The sequence below is a fragment of the Pantoea sp. ICBG 985 genome (assembly GCF_002928365.1).
GTDB lineage: Bacteria > Pseudomonadota > Gammaproteobacteria > Enterobacterales > Enterobacteriaceae > Pantoea > Pantoea dispersa.
Genome location: NZ_POWM01000001.1, coordinates 241,797 through 259,675 on the forward strand (window position 1 = coordinate 241,797; position 17,879 = coordinate 259,675).

23 protein-coding genes are annotated in these 17,879 nt (G+C 55.4%); 12 read left to right on the forward strand and 11 right to left on the reverse strand.

Features of this window, described 5'->3' with window-relative positions; all coding sequences use genetic code 11:
• Nucleotides 1-73: 73 nt before the first annotated feature.
• Nucleotides 74-814, forward strand: coding sequence for a BPL-N domain-containing protein (locus C1Y42_RS01205; RefSeq protein WP_233210678.1), 741 nt, complete (start codon nucleotides 74-76; stop codon nucleotides 812-814).
• 23 nt (nucleotides 815-837) lie between these two features.
• On the opposite strand, the gene C1Y42_RS01210 is transcribed toward C1Y42_RS01205, so the two are convergent.
• On the reverse strand, nucleotides 838-1,413 hold the full coding sequence (locus C1Y42_RS01210; RefSeq protein WP_104092675.1) for a TetR/AcrR family transcriptional regulator: 576 nt from the start codon (nucleotides 1,411-1,413) through the stop codon (nucleotides 838-840).
• Between the two features lie 343 nt (nucleotides 1,414-1,756).
• On the opposite strand from C1Y42_RS01210, the gene C1Y42_RS01215 reads away from it, so the two are divergent.
• Nucleotides 1,757-3,220, forward strand: coding sequence for a sugar porter family MFS transporter (locus tag C1Y42_RS01215; RefSeq protein ID WP_104092676.1), 1,464 nt, complete (start codon nucleotides 1,757-1,759; stop codon nucleotides 3,218-3,220).
• Between the two features lie 162 nt (nucleotides 3,221-3,382).
• Nucleotides 3,383-3,643, forward strand: a complete 261-nt coding sequence (locus C1Y42_RS01220) for a hypothetical protein (RefSeq protein WP_059010549.1) — start codon at nucleotides 3,383-3,385, stop codon at nucleotides 3,641-3,643.
• Nucleotides 3,644-3,864: 221 nt separating this feature from the next.
• Here the strand turns inward: C1Y42_RS01220 and C1Y42_RS01225 are convergent, their stop codons facing one another.
• A complete protein-coding gene (locus C1Y42_RS01225) occupies nucleotides 3,865-4,104 on the reverse strand; it encodes a biofilm development regulator YmgB/AriR family protein (RefSeq protein ID WP_021508614.1) in 240 nt (79 codons plus the stop codon).
• 312 nt (nucleotides 4,105-4,416) lie between these two features.
• Here C1Y42_RS01225 and ycgZ point away from each other — a divergent pair, with 312 nt between their 5' ends.
• From ycgZ to C1Y42_RS01240, 3 genes are all read left to right on the forward strand, one after another.
• A complete protein-coding gene (ycgZ, locus tag C1Y42_RS01230) occupies nucleotides 4,417-4,659 on the forward strand; it encodes a regulatory protein YcgZ (RefSeq protein WP_021508613.1) in 243 nt (80 codons plus the stop codon).
• 99 nt (nucleotides 4,660-4,758) lie between these two features.
• Nucleotides 4,759-5,028, forward strand: a complete 270-nt coding sequence (locus tag C1Y42_RS01235) for a hypothetical protein (RefSeq protein WP_104092677.1) — start codon at nucleotides 4,759-4,761, stop codon at nucleotides 5,026-5,028.
• A 134-nt stretch (nucleotides 5,029-5,162) separates the two neighbouring features.
• Nucleotides 5,163-5,429, forward strand: a complete 267-nt coding sequence (locus C1Y42_RS01240) for a biofilm development regulator YmgB/AriR family protein (protein WP_088516274.1) — start codon at nucleotides 5,163-5,165, stop codon at nucleotides 5,427-5,429.
• Nucleotides 5,430-5,461: 32 nt separating this feature from the next.
• Here the strand turns inward: C1Y42_RS01240 and C1Y42_RS01245 are convergent, their stop codons facing one another.
• The 5 genes from C1Y42_RS01245 to C1Y42_RS01265 all read right to left on the reverse strand — a co-directional run bounded on the left by C1Y42_RS01245 (nucleotide 5,462) and on the right by C1Y42_RS01265 (nucleotide 9,057).
• Nucleotides 5,462-5,659, reverse strand: coding sequence for a hypothetical protein (locus tag C1Y42_RS01245; protein ID WP_021508610.1), 198 nt, complete (start codon nucleotides 5,657-5,659; stop codon nucleotides 5,462-5,464).
• An 80-nt stretch (nucleotides 5,660-5,739) separates the two neighbouring features.
• Entirely contained in the window at nucleotides 5,740-6,000 is a 261-nt protein-coding gene (locus tag C1Y42_RS01250) for a hypothetical protein (protein ID WP_021508609.1), read from the reverse strand.
• Between the two features lie 180 nt (nucleotides 6,001-6,180).
• Nucleotides 6,181-6,462 carry a hypothetical protein gene (locus C1Y42_RS01255; protein ID WP_021508608.1) on the reverse strand — a complete coding sequence of 94 codons (282 nt, stop codon included), beginning with the start codon at nucleotides 6,460-6,462 and terminating at the stop codon, nucleotides 6,181-6,183.
• Between the two features lie 66 nt (nucleotides 6,463-6,528).
• Nucleotides 6,529-7,689 (reverse strand): diguanylate phosphodiesterase, encoded by a 1,161-nt coding sequence (locus C1Y42_RS01260; RefSeq protein WP_104092678.1) that lies wholly within the window; start codon nucleotides 7,687-7,689, stop codon nucleotides 6,529-6,531.
• A gap of 264 nt (nucleotides 7,690-7,953) precedes the next feature.
• Nucleotides 7,954-9,057, reverse strand: a complete 1,104-nt coding sequence (locus C1Y42_RS01265) for an AI-2E family transporter (RefSeq protein ID WP_058769423.1) — start codon at nucleotides 9,055-9,057, stop codon at nucleotides 7,954-7,956.
• Nucleotides 9,058-9,249: 192 nt separating this feature from the next.
• On the opposite strand from C1Y42_RS01265, the gene C1Y42_RS01270 reads away from it, so the two are divergent.
• The 3 genes from C1Y42_RS01270 to C1Y42_RS01280 all read left to right on the forward strand — a co-directional run bounded on the left by C1Y42_RS01270 (nucleotide 9,250) and on the right by C1Y42_RS01280 (nucleotide 11,667).
• The gene (locus C1Y42_RS01270; RefSeq protein WP_010615634.1) at nucleotides 9,250-9,489 is read left to right on the forward strand and encodes a DUF1272 domain-containing protein; all 240 of its coding nucleotides are present in this window, start codon (nucleotides 9,250-9,252) and stop codon (nucleotides 9,487-9,489) included.
• A 779-nt stretch (nucleotides 9,490-10,268) separates the two neighbouring features.
• Entirely contained in the window at nucleotides 10,269-10,730 is a 462-nt protein-coding gene (locus C1Y42_RS01275) for an RcnB family protein (protein WP_058769425.1), read from the forward strand.
• 109 nt (nucleotides 10,731-10,839) lie between these two features.
• The gene (locus tag C1Y42_RS01280) at nucleotides 10,840-11,667 is read left to right on the forward strand and encodes a Cof-type HAD-IIB family hydrolase (protein WP_021508604.1); all 828 of its coding nucleotides are present in this window, start codon (nucleotides 10,840-10,842) and stop codon (nucleotides 11,665-11,667) included.
• A 34-nt stretch (nucleotides 11,668-11,701) separates the two neighbouring features.
• Here the strand turns inward: C1Y42_RS01280 and C1Y42_RS01285 are convergent, their stop codons facing one another.
• Nucleotides 11,702-12,847 (reverse strand): iron-containing alcohol dehydrogenase, encoded by a 1,146-nt coding sequence (locus tag C1Y42_RS01285; RefSeq protein WP_104093010.1) that lies wholly within the window; start codon nucleotides 12,845-12,847, stop codon nucleotides 11,702-11,704.
• A gap of 277 nt (nucleotides 12,848-13,124) precedes the next feature.
• Here C1Y42_RS01285 and gntT point away from each other — a divergent pair, with 277 nt between their 5' ends.
• Nucleotides 13,125-14,441: a gluconate transporter gene (gntT, locus tag C1Y42_RS01290; RefSeq protein ID WP_104092679.1), complete on the forward strand. Its 1,317-nt coding sequence runs from the start codon at nucleotides 13,125-13,127 to the stop codon at nucleotides 14,439-14,441.
• A gap of 33 nt (nucleotides 14,442-14,474) precedes the next feature.
• On the opposite strand, the gene C1Y42_RS01295 is transcribed toward gntT, so the two are convergent.
• From C1Y42_RS01295 to C1Y42_RS01305, 3 genes are all read right to left on the reverse strand, one after another.
• Nucleotides 14,475-15,557 (reverse strand): malate/lactate/ureidoglycolate dehydrogenase, encoded by a 1,083-nt coding sequence (locus C1Y42_RS01295; protein WP_104092680.1) that lies wholly within the window; start codon nucleotides 15,555-15,557, stop codon nucleotides 14,475-14,477.
• 101 nt (nucleotides 15,558-15,658) lie between these two features.
• Nucleotides 15,659-15,904, reverse strand: coding sequence for a hypothetical protein (locus tag C1Y42_RS01300; protein WP_021508600.1), 246 nt, complete (start codon nucleotides 15,902-15,904; stop codon nucleotides 15,659-15,661).
• A 374-nt stretch (nucleotides 15,905-16,278) separates the two neighbouring features.
• Entirely contained in the window at nucleotides 16,279-16,464 is a 186-nt protein-coding gene (locus tag C1Y42_RS01305; RefSeq protein ID WP_104092681.1) for a hypothetical protein, read from the reverse strand.
• Between the two features lie 398 nt (nucleotides 16,465-16,862).
• On the opposite strand from C1Y42_RS01305, the gene pagP reads away from it, so the two are divergent.
• On the forward strand, nucleotides 16,863-17,435 hold the full coding sequence (gene pagP / locus C1Y42_RS01310; protein WP_021508599.1) for a lipid IV(A) palmitoyltransferase PagP: 573 nt from the start codon (nucleotides 16,863-16,865) through the stop codon (nucleotides 17,433-17,435).
• 150 nt (nucleotides 17,436-17,585) lie between these two features.
• Complete coding sequence (gene cspE, locus C1Y42_RS01315) at nucleotides 17,586-17,795, forward strand: transcription antiterminator/RNA stability regulator CspE (RefSeq protein ID WP_010615627.1); 210 nt, start codon at nucleotides 17,586-17,588, stop codon at nucleotides 17,793-17,795.
• The last annotated feature ends 84 nt before the right edge of the window (nucleotides 17,796-17,879 follow it).

The following is a 17,879-nucleotide window of genomic DNA, read 5'->3' on the forward strand; positions in this document are numbered from 1 at the left end:
TTTGAGCCTGGTCCTGCCGCTGATGGTGAAAACAATGTTACTGAGAGCCTCCTCCCGTTTCTGGCGTTATCTGATGAAGAACCTTCTGACGTATGCTGCCATTCTGCTTGCCGGCGGGTTAGCCACCGTGAATATGGCCAGTGCCGCCGTCACCCATGTCGCTATCTATCGCGGCGGTGCCGGTTGTCCGGGCTGCTCCGAAATGGTCCGTAAAGCGCTGGAACAGAGCGGTCTGCCGCTGGACATCGCCTATGTCGGAGAGCAGGAAAAAATAAAGGTCACGGAGGATAATCTCGCCACTTTTGATGTGTACATCCAGCCCGGCGGCGGGCAGGACATCCCCGGCGCCTTTGCTGCGCTGGGCGACGAAGGGGCTGAGGCCATACGCAAATTTGTCCGCAATGGAAAAAGCTTTCTCGGATTGTGCATGGGCGCGTATCTGGCCGATGAAAACTGGCTGGGGCTGATCCCCTCATCGCTGGACTCTGAAGTCATGCGCAAGGGGACTAACATACCCGATGAGGGCGATTACGTTGTCGATGTTGTCTGGCAGGGGAAAACCGAAAAATTTTATTATCAGGATGGTCCTTACCTGAATGCCGAAGACGCGCACGGCTTTGTCGCTCTGGCGCGCTATGCCAACGGTGATGTCGCGCTGGCGAAATATACTTACGGTAAAGGCACGGTACTCCTGAGCGGACCGCATCCGGAAGCGGATGAAAGCTGGATGGCGCCGGAGAAAAACAATCCGGCCTACACCTCAGCCGGCAGCAAGATGGCCAGGCTGTTTAATGATTTAAAGCCCGGGAGGTAAGCGGCTATGTGGAAAAATCCCTGCTAGCGACAAAGTTTCTGCAAGGCGGCCATTATCTCAAGAAAAAAATGTGTCCGCTTATCCGCAGAGTAGTTAAGAATTAGCGCGCTTGAGTAACCGTCAATCAGGGCGTGAAGATTATGCGCCACCTCGTCTTTACCTGCTTCGCTGAGGTGGCTAAATGCCTGGCCTGATAAGCCCTGACGGATGATCGCCGTCCACGTCTGCGTGCTGGAGAGCAGCAGCTGCTCAAATTGCGTATCCCTTGCCGCCAGCGGCCACAACTCGAGGTAGATCAACCAGTGAGAAGCCGGCCCGTCTGGCAGGAGATAATCCACCAGCGCACGAAAAAAGGCGTCATGCTGTGAATCATCCCTCTTTTCGCTCTCTACAGAGAAAGCGGCAACGTCCTCATCCAGCATGAAAGCAATAGAGTCCAGCCTCAGCGCATCCCAGTTTTTGAAATAGTGGTAGATATGGCTGCGGGATATGCCCAGCGTATTGGTCAGATCGCGGGTTGAAACATTGTTGAAGCCGCGCTCCCGAAAAAGCTGCAGCGCCGCGAGAATGATATTTTTCTTAACCGTTTCTTTTTTCACGTTCTACCTTAAAAGACACCGTTTTCCTGAACGTTAATTCAGCAATCTGTCACCGGACCTGCCTTTCTGCGTTACGCCTCAGCGTGTTTCTCATTAACCAGCCAGCGTACCTTAGCAGAAAATTTTCCCCCTGTCGGGGGCGGGATTGCAGCAGGCCAGCCAGGGGTTGAGCGCAGTGCGAGGGCGCGGCTGCGGCGCAAATATGCGCTGTGCAGTCAGGGTGGTGCGGGATTTTTATTCCGTCGCCATCCGGTAAAAATCGTGACCGGCCTCACACTTTCTCGTTTCTGACTATACTCAAACCTCCTTTTTATCCCGTCATTGACCAGGTCTTGAATCACCCATGGACGATAGCAAGCAAAATCCTTCGCAGTCTCAATCAGATGATGGCGGCAGCCTGACGTTCACTGTTCAGCAGCGCCTGTTTTTTGTGGTGTTAGTCGCCACGATGGGCGCGCTGGCGTTTGGCTACGACACCGGCATTATTTCCGGCGCGCTGCCCTACATGACGCTGCCCGCCGCGCAGGGCGGTCTCGATCTCACGCCATTTACCGAAGGGCTGGTGACCTCTGCGCTCACCTTTGGCTCCGCGCTCGGCGCGTTCATCAGCGGTTATGTCTCAGACCGCTTTGGTCGCCGTATCACGTTACGCAGCCTTGCCCTGTTGTTCATTGCCGGGGCGTTAGGCACCACGGTTGCGCCGAATCTGGAAATCATGGTGGTGATGCGCTTTATTCTGGGGTTTGCGGTGGGCGGCGGATCGTCAACGGTTCCGGTCTTTATCGCTGAAATTGCCGGTCCAAAGCGCCGGGCACCGCTGGTCAGCCGCAACGAACTGATGATTGTGTCAGGGCAACTGCTGGCTTATGTCGTCAGCGCCGCCATGAGTTTGTTACTGCACGATCCGGGCATGTGGCGCTATATGCTGTCGCTGGCGATGATCCCCGGTATTCTGCTGTTTATTGGCACCTTTTTTGTCCCGGCCTCACCGCACTGGATGGTGGCGGAAGGGCGCTTTAATGAGGCGCTGCGTATCCTGCGCAAACTGCGGGAAAATCCGCGCGAGATTAAAAAAGAGATGGCAGAGATGCGGCAGAATGCCCGCGAAGCCCGTCAGGGGCCACCCGCACGCGAACTGTTAAAAGAAAAATGGATTGTGCGTCTGCTGCTGCTGGGCTGCGGCATGGGCATCGTCGCGCAGTTTACCGGCGTCAACGCCTTCATGTATTACACGCCGGTCATTCTGAAAAGTACCGGGCTGGGCACCAGTGCTTCGATTGCGGCCACCATCGGCAACGGGGTGGTATCGGTACTGGCCACCTTTGCCGGCATTAAAGCCATCAGTCATTTCGGCCGGCGCCCGATGCTGATGACCGGGCTGTCGGTGGTGATTGCGATGCAGCTGGCGCTGGGCGCGGTGCTGGTTCTCATGCCGCAAAGCCTGACGCAAAGTCTGCTGGCACTGGCGTGTATTCTGGTGTTCCTGTTCTTTATGCAGATGTGCATTTCCCCGGTTTACTGGCTGCTGATGTCGGAGTTATTTCCGATGAAAGTTCGCGGGGTATTAACCGGTTCAGCGGTAGCGTTTCAGTGGATATGCAACGCCGTGGTGGCGCTGGCATTTCCGCCTTTGCTGTCGCTGGTTGGTAATAAGGCGTTCTTTATCTTTGCCGCAATCAATGTGGCTTCCCTGGCTTTTATTGCCGTGATGTTGCCGGAAACCCGGGGGAAATCACTGGAAGAAATTGAATCCCACATGCGCGAGCATTTTGGTGAACCTGCGGATCAAGCCGCGTCATCAACCTGATCCCCAGCACGCTGTGCCGCGGCACCCGCCGCGGCATTTTTCATGCTCGCTAAAATAAATCCTGATACAGGCTTCATTTCAGAACTTGCCTGCACCGGTTCGCTCAATAGGGTCTACAGTGTGACGTGAGGTTCTCATCAACGTGAAATGGAGGAAGTAAATTTGTCTATTCAACACGACGGGAAAGGGCACGTCATTATTGGCGAAGCGGCACTAAGCCTGGCTTTGGGCAAAAAGAAGATCAGCGTTAATACGCTTATCGACGAGCTCAGACACATGAAACGCGCTGGCGGCAGCGACATACGTCTGTCCGCGATTTCAGAGGCGATCGGCTGGCTCAGAAGCTTCGATGAGCCTGAGCAGGCCGCGATCCATGTGCCGTACCTGCAGACGCTTGCAGGCCTGAACGACGAGAAGAACTGACGCCATAAGACGTAGTCCGGCTCTGGCCGGAAGACGACAACGTAGATGACCTCATCGGACGCGCGTTAGCGTGTACCGGCCGGAGAAAACTGTCAGGGATGACGTCTTCACCACCATCAAACCTCGTATTAACGATTTTCGGCAACGCGGCATGTGGCAACGGATGCGGGCTTTAGCGACGGATGTGCAACGCGCTGAAGGTGAGCGGATGAATCAAACGATCAGCGACCAAACAGCATCGCCAGCAGGGAACGTGCCTGTTCCGCTTCGACGTCATCGTCCGTGTCATTGATGTGCCCGATAAGCTTGAGACAGATCGCGGTGCGCGTCAGCCGACGTTCCTGACGCAAAATTTCAACGGTGATGCGTCCCAGTAGCGCAATCTGGCGGGGATCGGTGACCTGACTGAAGTAACCGGCTAGTCCGGTATTGTGACAAGGCGGCAGCCCGTTGTTTCTCATTTGTCCACCTGCAGCACACGATCATCTTGTAGGGCGCAAAGTAACCGATACGATATCGTCTGTACAGCAACAATCCTCTCCCCGTGTCAGGAAATCAGCGGGTTGTCCAAACCGATACCGTTTTTCCTGCCGCTGAACCCAGCCATCATGCCGGTTATTTCAGCGCGTAAGCCCCTGAGATTAAGGTGTTAGCATTTTTTGCACAAGAACGTAGCTAATACAGAAACAGTATTGCTGTACAAGTTTTATTTCTTTGTATAAGTTTACGCACAGAGAGAAGCGACGGTATTTTAACCATTCGAGGGGTTCATCATGCGTCAGAATGTTGCAAAATTTCCAGACAGCGCCAGTGAGATTGCCCGCTATTTCAGCAGAGCGACAGCACCTACTCAGCAGGAAACGCTGGGGCAGATTGTCGTTGAGATCCTGCGCGCAGGAAAAAACCTCAACCGTAAGGCGATCTGCACCAAACTGCTGAGACGCCTTGAGGTCGCGGCAAATTATGAAGAAGAGCGTCATTACCAGACGCTGATTGGCATGCTGTTTGAACGCTGATACGTAAAGGGATAATCGGTGGTACCTGCAGCATGCGCTTTATGATCCGGGAAGGGGCAGCCACTTGTCCGAAAGGGCACAGTCCCGCAGGGGGTGGGCATGCAGAGAAGTCAAATTGAACGTTTAACCGAAATCGTTCTGGGCGAGGCGGTGGTCAGGCTGCTCGATAATAATGAACGAATCAATGTGGCGACCGTTTCAGCCCGGCTCCGGTCAATGGCCGCAGAGGAATTTAATCCCGACCGTCTGGAGGCGATCAGGATCGCCATCAGGGAAATGCAGATGCAGTCAGCAGCCCGTGAAATTCGTAAAAAGCCGATGGCTGCTCTGGGCGGGATGTCACAACCCAGGGCTGGTAAAAAGCATTAATGACAGGGACGATACGATCTCGTGATTAACCGGAGTGTGGCAGGACGCCCGGCATAACACGGCCATCTCAGGATGGCCGATTTTTTTGGCGACCACCGGGCTGTCAGCAGCGCCCGGTTTACGGATAACTACACATGCAAACCAACGAACACGCATTCAGCGCTGAAGCGGCCCTTATTCACCATTTTCGCAGCGGCGGTGAGCGCTATGCGGCCGAAGCCGCGGCACTGGATGCCGTGATTCGCGACATCGTCATCCATGGCCAAAAAGTGACGAGCAAAACCATCATCCTGTATCTCATCTCAGAGCTTGAGATGACCACCGATATTGTCAAACTGGATGTACTGCGCAACGTGCTTGAAATCGTGGTCGGCAGAACGCCGGATGATGAAGGGTTCTGAAAAGGTTAGTAAGCCGGAGCAGTAGATTAAGCTTAGTGCATCTGCTTCACAAGCATACTGATGGCGTTTAAACAGGCCTGCCGCAGTTCATCTTCACTTGCCGTTTCGCCAAGATGATGCAGTGCATGGGTAATGTCCTGAAGTGTCAGGTGCTGGTCCGGCTTAAGAAGGCGCGCCACAACCGTTCCAATAACGGCGTAGATATCTTCGGCGGTAGTGTCATCGCTCAAATGACCTCCATCCGTTGGTGGATAAGCATACAGTATAGCAGAAACCACAGCGTCAGGCGCGGCAGATTGTCAGGCAGCGATCAGTGCAGCTTGCCGGAAAAAGAAAAATGCCCGGCAGTGAACGCCTCTTTCTTCACCGCGCTCATCTCCATTTCCCGTCTGACGTCCTCAATGACACGCAGCACAGCACGAATGCGGTCACTGTCTGTTTCGCGGTCAAGCATCGCCTGCAGCCTGTCGTTGAGGGCCGCCCAGCTTATGGCGACGTTATCATCGAGTAACGCCGTTACGGCTTCTCCGATGATGATATCCGCCATTTTATCGTCAAAATTGTTTTTCATCAGTCTGTCCGGCTGCGGTTAGGGCAATGAGCTTACCACAGGAATCTCACCCGGACACATTGAGCACATCAAACTCCGCTAAAAGATGCCGGACGCGGGTTATCGGCGCAATGATCAGCATATTGAGTTGCCGGCGTTGCAAAGAGGATGACATTTGCGTTCGCACCGGCCATCACGGCGCTACTTTCTGACGGGTTCCGCGGCTTCAGCGCGCCCGCTGACCTCTGAAGCCGCCTGATCCAGACGATAAAGTAAGGTGTCGCCGCGTTCGCAGTAACGCGCCGGCCAGATCATCGCCCCGTTACCGTCCTCCACGTACTTCACACCCAGTCCCTCCACCACAGCCCATGGCTGCGCCAGCGCACTGCGGTACCGAAGTAACTCGCGCGCCATGGATACCGCCTCCGGTTCGTTCTCCTCCGGATGGCTGGATATAAACTGCAGTCGGGCATCGCTCAGCATTGTCTTCTCCTGTGAGCCTGACGTTTTATCTCTTCAGAGGTTCTGCGTCGTCAGGCTTAACCGCTTTCAGATCGCCTCGCGGCTCTCAGGCCATGCCACGGCGCCGCCCTCAGGCGTAAACAGGCTGCCCTGGAAATCGATGATCCCGGCCGCCTCCAGCCACATCCACTCTTCGGGACGCTCAATGCCGGCCGCAATGACGTTGATTTCCAGCGCCGAACAACAGCGGATGACCGCCTGCATCACCGCCTGCTTCGGGCCGCTACGATGAATATCACGTACAATATTTGCGCCGATACGTACCCGGTCAGGCTGGACGTGCGCCAGTAAAGAGAGACCGGCCGAGCCGTCGCCGAAGTTATCAATGGAAAGGCTGATGCCAGCCTCTTTCAGCTGTCTGACCGCCGTGGAAAAATCTTCCAGCCGGGAGATGACTTCCGTTTCGCTCACGCCAAGAATGATTTGCTGCGGCACCAGCTCCGCCTGCGCGATGGCGCTGACCAGCTGACTTACCGCATCGGGAAGATAAACCAGCGTCATCGGCAGGATACTGATATACAGCGTCATGCCATCGGGACATGCCTGGCCGGCTTTATGCAGTGCGTCTGTCACCACGTTGAGGTCATGAATGTAACGCTCATGTTCCTTTAATCCGGCGGGTTGCGCGTGCGGAATCGCCTCAATGGCCGTCACTTCACGGCCGAGGGGATCAACCACTGGGCGGAAAGTGACGCCACTGGCCGGCGCGGGAGATTGCCCTTCCGCGGGGATGAACTCCCAGCAATCAGCCGGCGGCACTTCAAAGTAGTTCTCTTTTTCACGCGCTTCGACAAAGGTTCTGAGGAACTGTAGCCCGCGATCGTCATAGGTCAGCTGATATTTCGACGTGCCGCGATCAAGCACCGCCTGCAGCACACTGCCGCTGTGGTGATTACGCAAATCGAACAGCTCCATGCCAGCATTACCGAAACGCCGCGAAGGGGAGTAGTCGCGCATCAGCTCGACCACATTGTGATGACGCCGGTCGGCACAGATGCGGGCGTAGATTGCCAGAACGCCTTGCTCCGGCCCTTCCAGGATTTGAAAAAAGTGCGTGCCGTTAAACAGCAGGATGCCGGTAACATGATGCTCAGCATTGAGCAGACTCGCTTTTGCCACCATCTCCGGCAGGATATTGACGGGAACATCTTCAGAGATGTGGCTGCGATAAATTATTGTTGTAAGCATTATACGCTCCAGATTGTCGCGATTGTCCTCTGACACCTTAGCAGCATGGGTTTAATTGTGAAACGTCCGGGCTGAGTGCTGACTGAGCCCGGTAAAAGGGTGAAGGCAGGAGGGAAAGGTCAGTAAAGGCGCAGACAGCGTTGCGTGCGAGACAGCCTGGCGGCCGCGCTGAAAAGACAAGCGGCGCTTTAAAGCGCCGCTTTGGATGAGCCTGCCAGTGAGCGATAGTGGCCCGTCAGCAGGTCTTTAGTTGTTATACCGCTGCTACTCGCGGGTTTTACCCTCTTCGATAAACTCTTCGTCGATCTCTTCGACATTTTCCCGGTTGTCGCGGCCGGAGAGCAGATTCCAGCAGGCGATGAACAGGGCAGCGATCAAGGGACCAATCACGAAGCCGTTGATGCCGTACACTTCCATGCCGCCCAGCGTGGCAATCAGGATCAGGTAATCCGGCATTTTGGTATCTTTGCCAACCAGCAGCGGACGCAGGATGTTGTCCACCAGCCCGACCACGATAACGAAGAAGCCCACCAGGAACAGGCCTTTCCACAGCGCACCGGTGGCGAAGAAGAAGATGGCCGCTGGCACCCAGACGATGGCCGAGCCGACTGCCGGAATCAGCGACAGGAACGCCATCAGCGCGCCCCACAGCAGGCTACCGTCGATGTCAGTGATCCAGAAGGCAAAGCCACCAAGCACCCCCTGCACCACGGCCACCACCACGGTGCCTTTGACCGTCGCGCGCGATACAGCGGCAAATTTCATCAGCAGATGGTGCTTAACATAGGTGGAGAGCGGCAGCGCTTCGAGAATCAGCCCGACCAGCCAGGCGCCGTCTTTCAACAGGAAAAACAGCAGATAAAGCATCACGCCAAAGCCCACGGTGAAGGTGAAAGTTCCTTTACCGATCAGGAACACGCTGCCCGCCATGTATTGTCCGCCCTTCAGCGCAAAGCCGGAGAGTTTTTGCTGAATCTGTGCGGCATTGTTCAGATCGTGATCCGCCAGCCAGGTTTGTGCCCACTCCGGCAGATGCTGCAGCAGCGAGGCAAACACCGTCGGGAACTGCGCGGAATTGGTTTGCAGCTTGGTGTACACCGTATTGATCTCGACCACCAGCGACGAGGTGATGATCGCCAGCGGGGTGAACACGATCAGGCAGATAATCAGTAAGGTCACAAAAGAGGCCAGCCCGTTGCGGTCGCCCATTTTGCGCCGCAGCAGTGACTTCAGCGGCGCAAAGATCACCGCCAGAATCGCCGCCCACAAAATGGCAGAGAAATAGGGCGCCAGCACATCAAAAAAGGCGATCGTGACAATCGCCAGAATCACTATAAAGAAACCGATATTTAACCCTTTAACACGCATGCAAAAGCCTCGCAGATAAACGTAGCGAATGAACTATAGAACGGCTTTTGCGGAATGTAATGTTTTTAGCGCGCAAGGCAAGGCGTGCAGGATGAAAAGCTGTCCCGAACTGTCCGCCCTATGTCCGCTCACAGGCTGGCGCGCCGGGTCGGCGGCGACGATGATAGCCCTGAACCCTGACAGGAGAGTGCCATGCTGGAATTACGTCCTAACTGTGAATGCTGCGATAAAGATCTGCCGCCGGCCTCGCCTGATGCGCGCATCTGCTCGTTTGAGTGCACGTTTTGCGTTGACTGCGCGGAAGGCGTGCTGGCGCAGCGTTGTCCGAATTGTGCGGGTGAACTGGTGCGGCGGCCGATACGTCCGGCGCAGGCGCTGCTGCGCCATCCGGCTGCAACTCAGCGATATCCTGTTTCTGCGCCACCCCGCTAAATTCGCCAGCGCAATTGGATTAACAGCCGGCGCATAATTATTGTGCGCCCGCTTGCTGGTTATTTAACCTTATGCTTCAGCGCAACGAAAAATTAGCGTTATATTAATCACGCACATCGATTAATTGCCAGCACAGCAATAGGGCTCTCGCTATCAATGAAATGTGCCGGTCAGCTATTTTGCCGGTCGGCTTAAATGGCGGCATAACTAAAAAATGGCATTGATTAATTTTTACCTTTCAAATTCAATGTATTGTGATTTTATGTCGATATTTTATACGGGCTGACTATATTTCCTGGCGACAGCTGGTCAGAGCACGGACCTTATTTCCTTTCACGTTATGTACCTTTGGTGGTTATTTTCGCTGCCATGAACATTTTTACGGTTTTTTCTGAAAATAGAAGTTTTCTGAAAGTATTTTGCCCTGATGAATGTTATTCTTTCCGGGCAATGCTAGTGATGTGGCGTTGTGTGCTTCAGTTTTACCCTCTTTTTAGCAGGGTTTCCCCGCTTTATGCTTTTTATGGAAATAGCATTGTCCGCCCGATCCCCGCGATCGGGTTTTCTTTATTTCCGCTGAATTAATTGCTTATTTCCCTGCCAGCCTTATCGTGCCACGCCACCATAAAGTCTCCACAATCGTTAAGAAAGCGCTAACCTGGCGTAATGTATTGTAAGTCACCGATTTTTAAGAGTTTTGGAAATGCTGTTTTAGCTTTGTTTAGGTAATAGTAAGCCTCAACGGCGCGCAGACTGCCGTTATCCCTGGAGGTAACACCATGAAAAAAACAACACTTACGATTATTGCGTCATTTATTGCATGCAGCACATTGTTTTCCAGCGTCTCCTGGGCCGACGGTCCCGGTGATCCTCGCTGGGATTCGCACGGCGGCGACCGCCATCAGGATCGCGGCCCGGGTCCCGATCATCATGACCGTCGTGACTTTGGCCACGATCGCGGACCGGGCCCGGATCGTCACGATCACTATGCTGACCACCGTATGCCGGAGGGACATCGTGGCGGCGATCGCTTTGCCTGGCGCGGTCATGATTTTCGCCGTGGTTATCCGGCACCGCCGGAGTTTCGCGGTCCACACTATCGCGTCGATGACTGGCGGGCACGCGGTCTGTATGAGCCGCCGCGCGGCGAGCACTGGGCCTTTATCGACGGAAATTATGTGTTAGTGGCGGCCGCGACCGGGATTATCACCGCCATTTTGCTGAATAACGCATTTAACTAATCCTGCCGCACGGATGGCGACGGCCATCCGTGTTTCTCTCCGCTTTCACCGCTCACCAGGTTATTCTCTGGACAACCCGTTTTTCCTTTCAACGCGTTAAGGAGTCATGATGACCATGGTAAAAATGGTGGCGGTGGATATGGACGGCACCTTTCTCGACGATAAAAAACAGTACAACCGGGCACGTTTTCAGGCCTGCTATCAGGAGATGACGCGGCGCGGCATCAAATTTGTGGTCGCCAGCGGTAATCAGTATTACCAGCTCAAATCCTTCTTTCCCGACATCGCCAGTGAGATCGCCTTTGTCGCCGAAAATGGCGCGTGGATCCTCGATAGGGATGAGGAGCTGTTCTGCGGCGCGTTCTCGCGCGAGGACGTTAATGCCGTGCTCGATACCCTGCAGCGCGGTAACTATCCCAACCTGAAATACATCCTCTGCGGCCGCAACAGCGCTTATCACTTCAACACCATGGATGAGCAGTGGCTGGTCAAAATGCGTCACTACTGCCATCGCCTCAAGGCGATCGATAGCCTCGCTGACGTGGGCGATGACCGGCTGTTCAAGTTTGCGCTGAATCTGTCCGATGATTATGTCGATATTCTGATGGCTGATATTGAGCGTCTGCATCAGGGCGCGGCGGCGGCGACCTCCAGCGGGCACGGCTCGGTGGATTTGATTGTGCCCGGCTTGCACAAAGCCAACGGGCTGCGTCTGTTGCAGCAGCGCTGGGACATCAGCAGCGATGAGGTGCTGGCGTTTGGCGACGGCGGTAACGATCTGGAGATGCTGGTGCAGTCGCGCTTCAGCTTTGCCATGCAGAATGCGCCGCAGCGGGTCAAAGACGCTGCGCGCTACGGCGCACCGTCCAATAACCAGGAAGGCGTGCTGCAGGTGATTGAGCAGATGCTGGCGGGGGAAGGGCCGTTTGCTGGCTGAATAAGCAACGGGCAGCCTGCGCTGCCCGAAAGGCTCAGACGACGCGCCACGCGGCGGTAATCATCTCCGTGAGCGTGGCGGGATCATAATTGACCCAGCCGTTTTTGCTGTTGGCGCGCGCCACAATCCAGTCGACCTCTTCCGCAGCCAGCGTCGGTCCTTCCAGCCAGAACGGCACGATAGCCTGCTGCTGCAGCCAGGCTTTCAGCGCCAGCGCCGGCGGTGCCGTTTCATCGGGCAGCAGGCGTTCAGCCAGCGCCGCCATCAGCCGCTGCTGTTCGGGGTGCGCGCTCTCCGCCAGTACATCAAGGAACGGGAACAGCAGACGACCGCAGACTTCGCCGTGATGGAACGGTTTAATCGCCCCCAGCTCGCCGGCAATACCGTGGATCACCCCCAAACCGGCGCTGCTCAGGCTGACGCCGCCGAGCCATGATGCCATCATCATGGCTTCACGTGCCGCATCGCCGCGGCTGTCGTCCAGATTGAGGTACGGCCACGCCTGCATGAACAGTTGCAGCCCGTTGAGCGCGTTTTGCTGACTGAACAGGTTGCCCTTGCGTGACAGATAAGCCTCGAACAGGTGGGTAAAGGCATCGATGGCGCAGGTGGCCAGCACGCGATCCGGCGCCCCTTTGAGCAGATCGGGATCGAGAATCGCCACCTGCGGCACAAACACCGGATGGCGCAGCGAGGCCTTCACCTTAATGTGCTGCTGATCGGTCACCACCGCATTCTGCGTGACCTCGCTGCCGGTGCCGGCGGTGGTAGGAATGGCGATCAGCGGCAGCGTGACCGCCTGTACCGGCGTATCGCCCACTTTCTCGAGGTAGCGCGCGATATTCAGCGGATGCTGCATCATGGCGCCAAAGGCTTTGGCCGCATCCAGCACGCTGCCGCCGCCGATGGCGACAACGCGATCGACGTGGCCACGCCAGCGCGTCACCCAGCCATCGATCTCGTCTGGCGAGGCTTCATGGCTGACAATTTCATAGCCCAGAATGTGATCGTTCAGCGTCGCGCCCAGACGCGCCCACGCCGCACTGTTGAGAAATGAGCGGCCGCAGAACAGCAGCGTGGGCTGCGGATTCGCCGCCAGCAGCGGGACCAGGCGGTCGATGCTGCCACGGCCAAACAGGGTTTGTTGATTACTGTACAGCTCAATCAGATTCTCACTCACCTGCAGATCCTTATCGGTTGGCATAAAACAGCTAGTGTAACCAAAAGCCACGCCGCTGCCGGGGCAAACATTCTGATAACCCTCCGACAAAAAGTTGATCACCTTCGCAAAACAGAAATTCACCCGCTGCACCAGGTGCTTTCCCGTCAATGTTACCCTTAACATGATACCGGTAACAGGATGTCGCATTCTGAAACATCTGGCACTGATAACCCCTTTGTCCCATTACAACAAACCGCTGCCGGTAATACGCCGAGCGCAAAAGTGGAGAAAAATTATGCCATTACTCTATGTGGCAATTGGCGTGGCGTTACTGCTGCTGCTGATGATTCGCTTCAAACTTAACGGCTTCATCGCGCTGATTCTGGTGGCACTGGCGGTAGGCATGATGCAGGGCATGCCGGTCAATAAAGTGATTGGATCGATCAAAACCGGCGTCGGCGGTACTCTGGGCAGCCTGGCGCTGATCATGGGCTTTGGCGCGATGCTGGGGAAACTGCTGGCCGACTGCGGCGGTGCGCAGCGTATCGCCACCACGCTGATCGAAAAATTCGGCCAAAAGCACATTCAGTGGGCGCTGGTGCTGACCGGCTTCACTGTGGGCTTCGCGCTGTTTTATGAAGTCGGGTTCGTGCTGATGCTGCCGCTGGTGTTCAGCATTGCCGCGTCGGCGCGCGTGCCGCTGCTGTATGTCGGCGTGCCGATGGCGGCCGCCTTATCCGTCACGCACGGCTTTCTGCCACCGCATCCGGGCCCGACCGCGATCGCCACGTTATTTAATGCCGACATGGGGAAAACCCTGCTGTACGGTACGCTGCTGGGTATTCCGACGGTGATTCTGGCCGGGCCGGTGTATGCGCGTTTTCTGAAAGGCATTGATAAGCCGATTCCGGAAGGGCTGTGGAACCCGAAAACTTTCAGCGAAGCGGAGATGCCGGGCTTTGGCGTTAGCGTGTGGACGGCGCTGGTGCCAGTGATCCTGATGGCGCTGCGTGCCGTGGCAGAAATGCTGCTGCCGAAAGACCATGTGCTGCTGCCGTACGCGGAATTTTTTGGCGATCCGATCATGGCAACGCTGATTGCAGTGCTGATTGCCATCTTCACCTTTGGCCTTAACCGTGGCCGCAGCATGGATGAGGTGATGGGTACCATCACTGATTCGATCAAAATCATCGCCATGATGCTGTTGATCATCGGCGGCGGTGGCGCCTTCAAGCAGGTGCTGGTGGACAGTGGTGTGGATAAATACATCGCCGGCATGATGCATGAAACCAACGTCTCGCCAATCTTTATGGCGTGGTCAATTGCGGCGGTGCTGCGTATTGCGCTGGGATCTGCCACCGTCGCAGCGATTACCGCCGGCGGCATTGTGGCACCGCTGATTGCCACCAGCGGCGCCAGCCCGGAGCTGATGGTCATTGCCGTCGGTTCCGGCAGTGTCATCTTCTCGCACGTCAACGATCCGGGCTTCTGGCTGTTTAAGGAGTACTTCAACCTGACCATCGGTGAAACTATTCGCTCGTGGTCGGCGCTGGAAACCATCATCTCGGTGTGCGGTCTGCTGGGCTGTTTGCTGCTGTCCGCTGCGCTGTAACCGGCTGAGGCACCGCGCCTCAGCCCCGGCGGCTTACTGCGCTAAGGCGCGGAAGGCCGCCAGTTCCTCCTCCGGCATGCCAGCCTGGCGTGCCGCTGCGCAAATCTGCTGCCAGCTGTTGCTGTCCAGCGGAATACCCTCGCGTTCACGTGCTGCCCGATTGCGCGTTTCCCATTCGCCCGGCACCAGAATCTCCGCCTCACCACTTTGCGGTGAACGCCTGACCCACGCGAGAAACTCTTCGGCTTCCTGCTGCATCGCCGGTGCGTCAAACGCGTCAGGGTTCAGGATTATGGTAGTCATGCCGTTGAAGATGGCGTCGGTGCCGGAAAGCAGCGTGGCGTCATGCGTAGTGCGACCGCCGGACAGCGCGCCGCCAAGGATTTCGCACATCGTCGCCAGCGCATAGCCTTTGTGCAGGCCGAAGGCGGTCAGCGCGCCATACGGCGACTGATGCATCACGCCCGGATCGGTGGTCGGCTGGCCCTGCGCATCAAGCAAATAGCCCGGCGCGACCGGCTGACCTTTGTTATACGCCACCCGCGTTTTACCATAGGCGATGCCGCTGGTGGCAAAGTCCAGCAGCAGCGGTTCGCCGTCGCGACGCGGAAACACCGCGCAGAACGGATTGGTGCCGAAGCGGCGATCGCTGCCGTTAAACGGCGCCACCATCGGATCGCCCATCACATTAACGAAGTGAAAGGAGACAAAGCCCGCTGCGGCACACTGCTCCGCCCAGTGACCGATACGGCCAATGTGATGCGAATGATGCAGGCCGACCGCCGCGAGTCCAAACCTGTTCGCCCGCTCAATGCCGTGCTGCATGGCCTCGTACGCGGCCACCTGACCAAAGCCTTTCTGGCCATTAAGGGTGAGGACCGCGCCAGCGTCTTTTTCGATGCTGACGTGCTGATTGAGCTGGAGAAAGCCCTGCGTCAGCGAGGCCATATAGCTCGGTATCATACCGACGCCGTGGGAGTCATGGCCCGCGAGGTTAGCAGCAACAAGATGGTCAGCCACCAGGCGCGCTTCTTCGGCACTGCTACCGGCATGCAGCCAGATAGCCTGAACAAACTGATGTAAGCGGGAAGGGGAAACACGATGCAGTTCAGTCACGCGGTTAATCTCCTTATGGGGGGAGAGAGCATCCTGCGCTGAAATGGATAATAATCGCAAGTAAGGGCTGATAAAGGGCCACAACACGTGGCCCAACAAACTCAGTGCGGCTGTTCGAAGCCGGCTTTAACCATCTGTTCACGCAGTGCGCGTGCAATTTCACGGTTCCCACCCGTGATTGGATAAATAACGTTGTTGACGACATCGTCAAGATAATGCTCATCAAACTCTTGCAGGGTGAGCTGCGTACCGCCTTCGTCATTAATCGCAATGCTGCCACGAATGTGACTGCCATGATCCTTTGCCTTGAGGCTGTAACGACCCATGCTGGTATTAATCGTGCTCATATCATCTCCTTGTTACGTAGACATAGCGAACAATTGAGGCCTGCTACAGGCGCTGTAATTTTAGACAATCAGCGCGCTACGCGTGCGGCGGGATAGCAACTTAAGCGGTAAGCTGCGACCGGGCTCGCAGAAAAAAAGAGCAGGTAACAGTCTCTGAGGCAAGTGACTGGGATCGCGCTCGCAGCGCCCAGCGAAGCCGGAATAATCATCTATACTGAATGCACGATGCGTTATTTTTCATCCTGAAGGAGCGAACAATGAAAATAATACTGTGGATTATTGCCATCATCTTTATTGTCGGGTTACTGACGATTACTGGTGTGTTTAAACTGATTTTCTGACGCGTTCAGGCACCCGGTGGGTGCCTGAAAACATTATTCAACGTGACGGGCGGCAGAAGACGGGTGCAGGGATGACAGCGGGATCACATCGCGCAGGCTGATCGGCTTGCCGCACGCGGCGCAACAGGCGCCGTGATGATCGGGATCGTCGACCTTTTCCTTGCCGGGTACTGTATAAAAAAATTTGGCGCAACCGCAGCGGCTGCAACGAATTGTCATCTCAGTTCCTCCTCTCTCCGTCCTGGAGTGATGAGATTTATCTCAATCATCGGGTGAGTTCAATTGATAAATTTTATTAATTTATTCATGAAATCAATTTCTATGGATAAGTTGCTGAATATTAAGTAATCACCCTAAGTAATAATCAACTGAGCAGTGCATTTTCTGCACCTTTTACCCTCTGCGTTTTGTTTATTTGCCGTTTCGACTCCGTTCGCGCAGTGAGGTAAAATTAACCAGCTGATTGCCAGCAGAGCCGGGTGCGACTGGCGCCACTGTGGCGCGCGCGCTGTACACGCTCGTGGCATCAGCCATTAACCCACGGCAGCACGGTGCGGCGCGATGTGGCGCTACGCGGTGCCTGCCGGATACAGGATGATTTAACAGGAAGCATTGTTGTGAACTGGCGTATTTCTGCAGCTTTTTGCGGCTGTATTTTGACTTCATCGGTCTCTTTTTCGACACCAGCGGCAACCACAGGCGAAGCGATTAAATCGGGCTGGAATACCTTCTCCGATAACGTGGCGCAAACCTGGACACAACCGCAAAATTACGATCTTTACGTCCCGGCTATCACCTGGCACAACCGCTTTACTTACGATGATGAACACATCAAAAAGTACAACGAGCGGCCGTGGGGCGCGGGCGGTGGCGTTTCGCGCTGGGATGAAAAGGGCAACTGGCACGGCCTGTATGCCATGGCGTTCAAAGACTCGTTTAACAAGTGGGAGCCCATCGCCGGCTACGGCTGGGAAGCGACCTGGCGACCGCTGAACGATCAGAATTTCCATCTGGGCGCCGGTTACACCGCGGGTGTGACGGCCAGAGATAACTGGCGATATATCCCGGTTCCGCTGGTATTGCCGCTGGCTTCGATAGGGTATGGCCCAGCAACCTTCCAAATGACTTACATTCCAGGCACTTATAACAATGGCAACGTCTATTTTGCCTGGTTAAGATTTCAGTTTTAGTCGCTGAAGATGCGCAGAAAGTGTGAAGGGCATGGAAAAAATCAATATTTATCACTTTTTCATCAATTCGCGCTGGACAAATGTCACTGCAATTGCTGTACTAGATGCCGACACAGTTTAGTGTCCATTTTTCATGTAAAGGTAATATAGATGTCCAAGATCAAAGGTAACGTTAAGTGGTTTAATGAGTCCAAAGGATTCGGTTTCATTACTCCAGAAGATGGCAGCAAAGATGTATTCGTACACTTCTCTGCTATCCAGAGCAACGGCTTCAAAACTCTGGCTGAAGGTCAGCGTGTAGAGTTTGAAATCACCGACGGCGCTAAAGGCCCATCTGCTGCTAACGTTACCGCTCTGTAAGTTAACAGTCAGAATTTTAAAAACCCGCCTGATGGCGGGTTTTTTTTGTGCTTTTTTCAGCCCTGCCACCAGCTAATGGCCCAG

Bases quoted from the DNA above. Each gene is read 5' to 3' on its own strand.
- C1Y42_RS01205 (WP_233210678.1), top strand. From the start codon at position 74: ATGAAGAACCTTCTGACGTATGCTGCCATTCTGCTTGCCGGCGGGTTA.
- ycgZ (WP_021508613.1), top strand. From the start codon at position 4,417: ATGCGTCAGAATGTTGCAAAATTTCCAGACAGCGCCAGTGAGATTGCC.
- C1Y42_RS01240 (WP_088516274.1), top strand. From the start codon at position 5,163: ATGCAAACCAACGAACACGCATTCAGCGCTGAAGCGGCCCTTATTCAC.
- C1Y42_RS01265 (WP_058769423.1), bottom strand. From the start codon at position 9,057: ATGCGTGTTAAAGGGTTAAATATCGGTTTCTTTATAGTGATTCTGGCG.
- cspE (WP_010615627.1), top strand. From the start codon at position 17,586: ATGTCCAAGATCAAAGGTAACGTTAAGTGGTTTAATGAGTCCAAAGGA.
- C1Y42_RS01260 (WP_104092678.1), bottom strand. From the start codon at position 7,689: ATGCTTACAACAATAATTTATCGCAGCCACATCTCTGAAGATGTTCCC.
- C1Y42_RS01300 (WP_021508600.1), bottom strand. From the start codon at position 15,904: ATGAGCACGATTAATACCAGCATGGGTCGTTACAGCCTCAAGGCAAAG.
- C1Y42_RS01250 (WP_021508609.1), bottom strand. From the start codon at position 6,000: ATGAAAAACAATTTTGACGATAAAATGGCGGATATCATCATCGGAGAA.
- C1Y42_RS01280 (WP_021508604.1), top strand. From the start codon at position 10,840: ATGACCATGGTAAAAATGGTGGCGGTGGATATGGACGGCACCTTTCTC.
- C1Y42_RS01270 (WP_010615634.1), top strand. From the start codon at position 9,250: ATGCTGGAATTACGTCCTAACTGTGAATGCTGCGATAAAGATCTGCCG.
- C1Y42_RS01305 (WP_104092681.1), bottom strand. From the start codon at position 16,464: ATGACAATTCGTTGCAGCCGCTGCGGTTGCGCCAAATTTTTTTATACA.
- C1Y42_RS01255 (WP_021508608.1), bottom strand. From the start codon at position 6,462: ATGCTGAGCGATGCCCGACTGCAGTTTATATCCAGCCATCCGGAGGAG.
- C1Y42_RS01235 (WP_104092677.1), top strand. From the start codon at position 4,759: ATGCAGAGAAGTCAAATTGAACGTTTAACCGAAATCGTTCTGGGCGAG.
- gntT (WP_104092679.1), top strand. From the start codon at position 13,125: ATGCCATTACTCTATGTGGCAATTGGCGTGGCGTTACTGCTGCTGCTG.
- C1Y42_RS01275 (WP_058769425.1), top strand. From the start codon at position 10,269: ATGAAAAAAACAACACTTACGATTATTGCGTCATTTATTGCATGCAGC.
- C1Y42_RS01215 (WP_104092676.1), top strand. From the start codon at position 1,757: ATGGACGATAGCAAGCAAAATCCTTCGCAGTCTCAATCAGATGATGGC.
- C1Y42_RS01225 (WP_021508614.1), bottom strand. From the start codon at position 4,104: ATGAGAAACAACGGGCTGCCGCCTTGTCACAATACCGGACTAGCCGGT.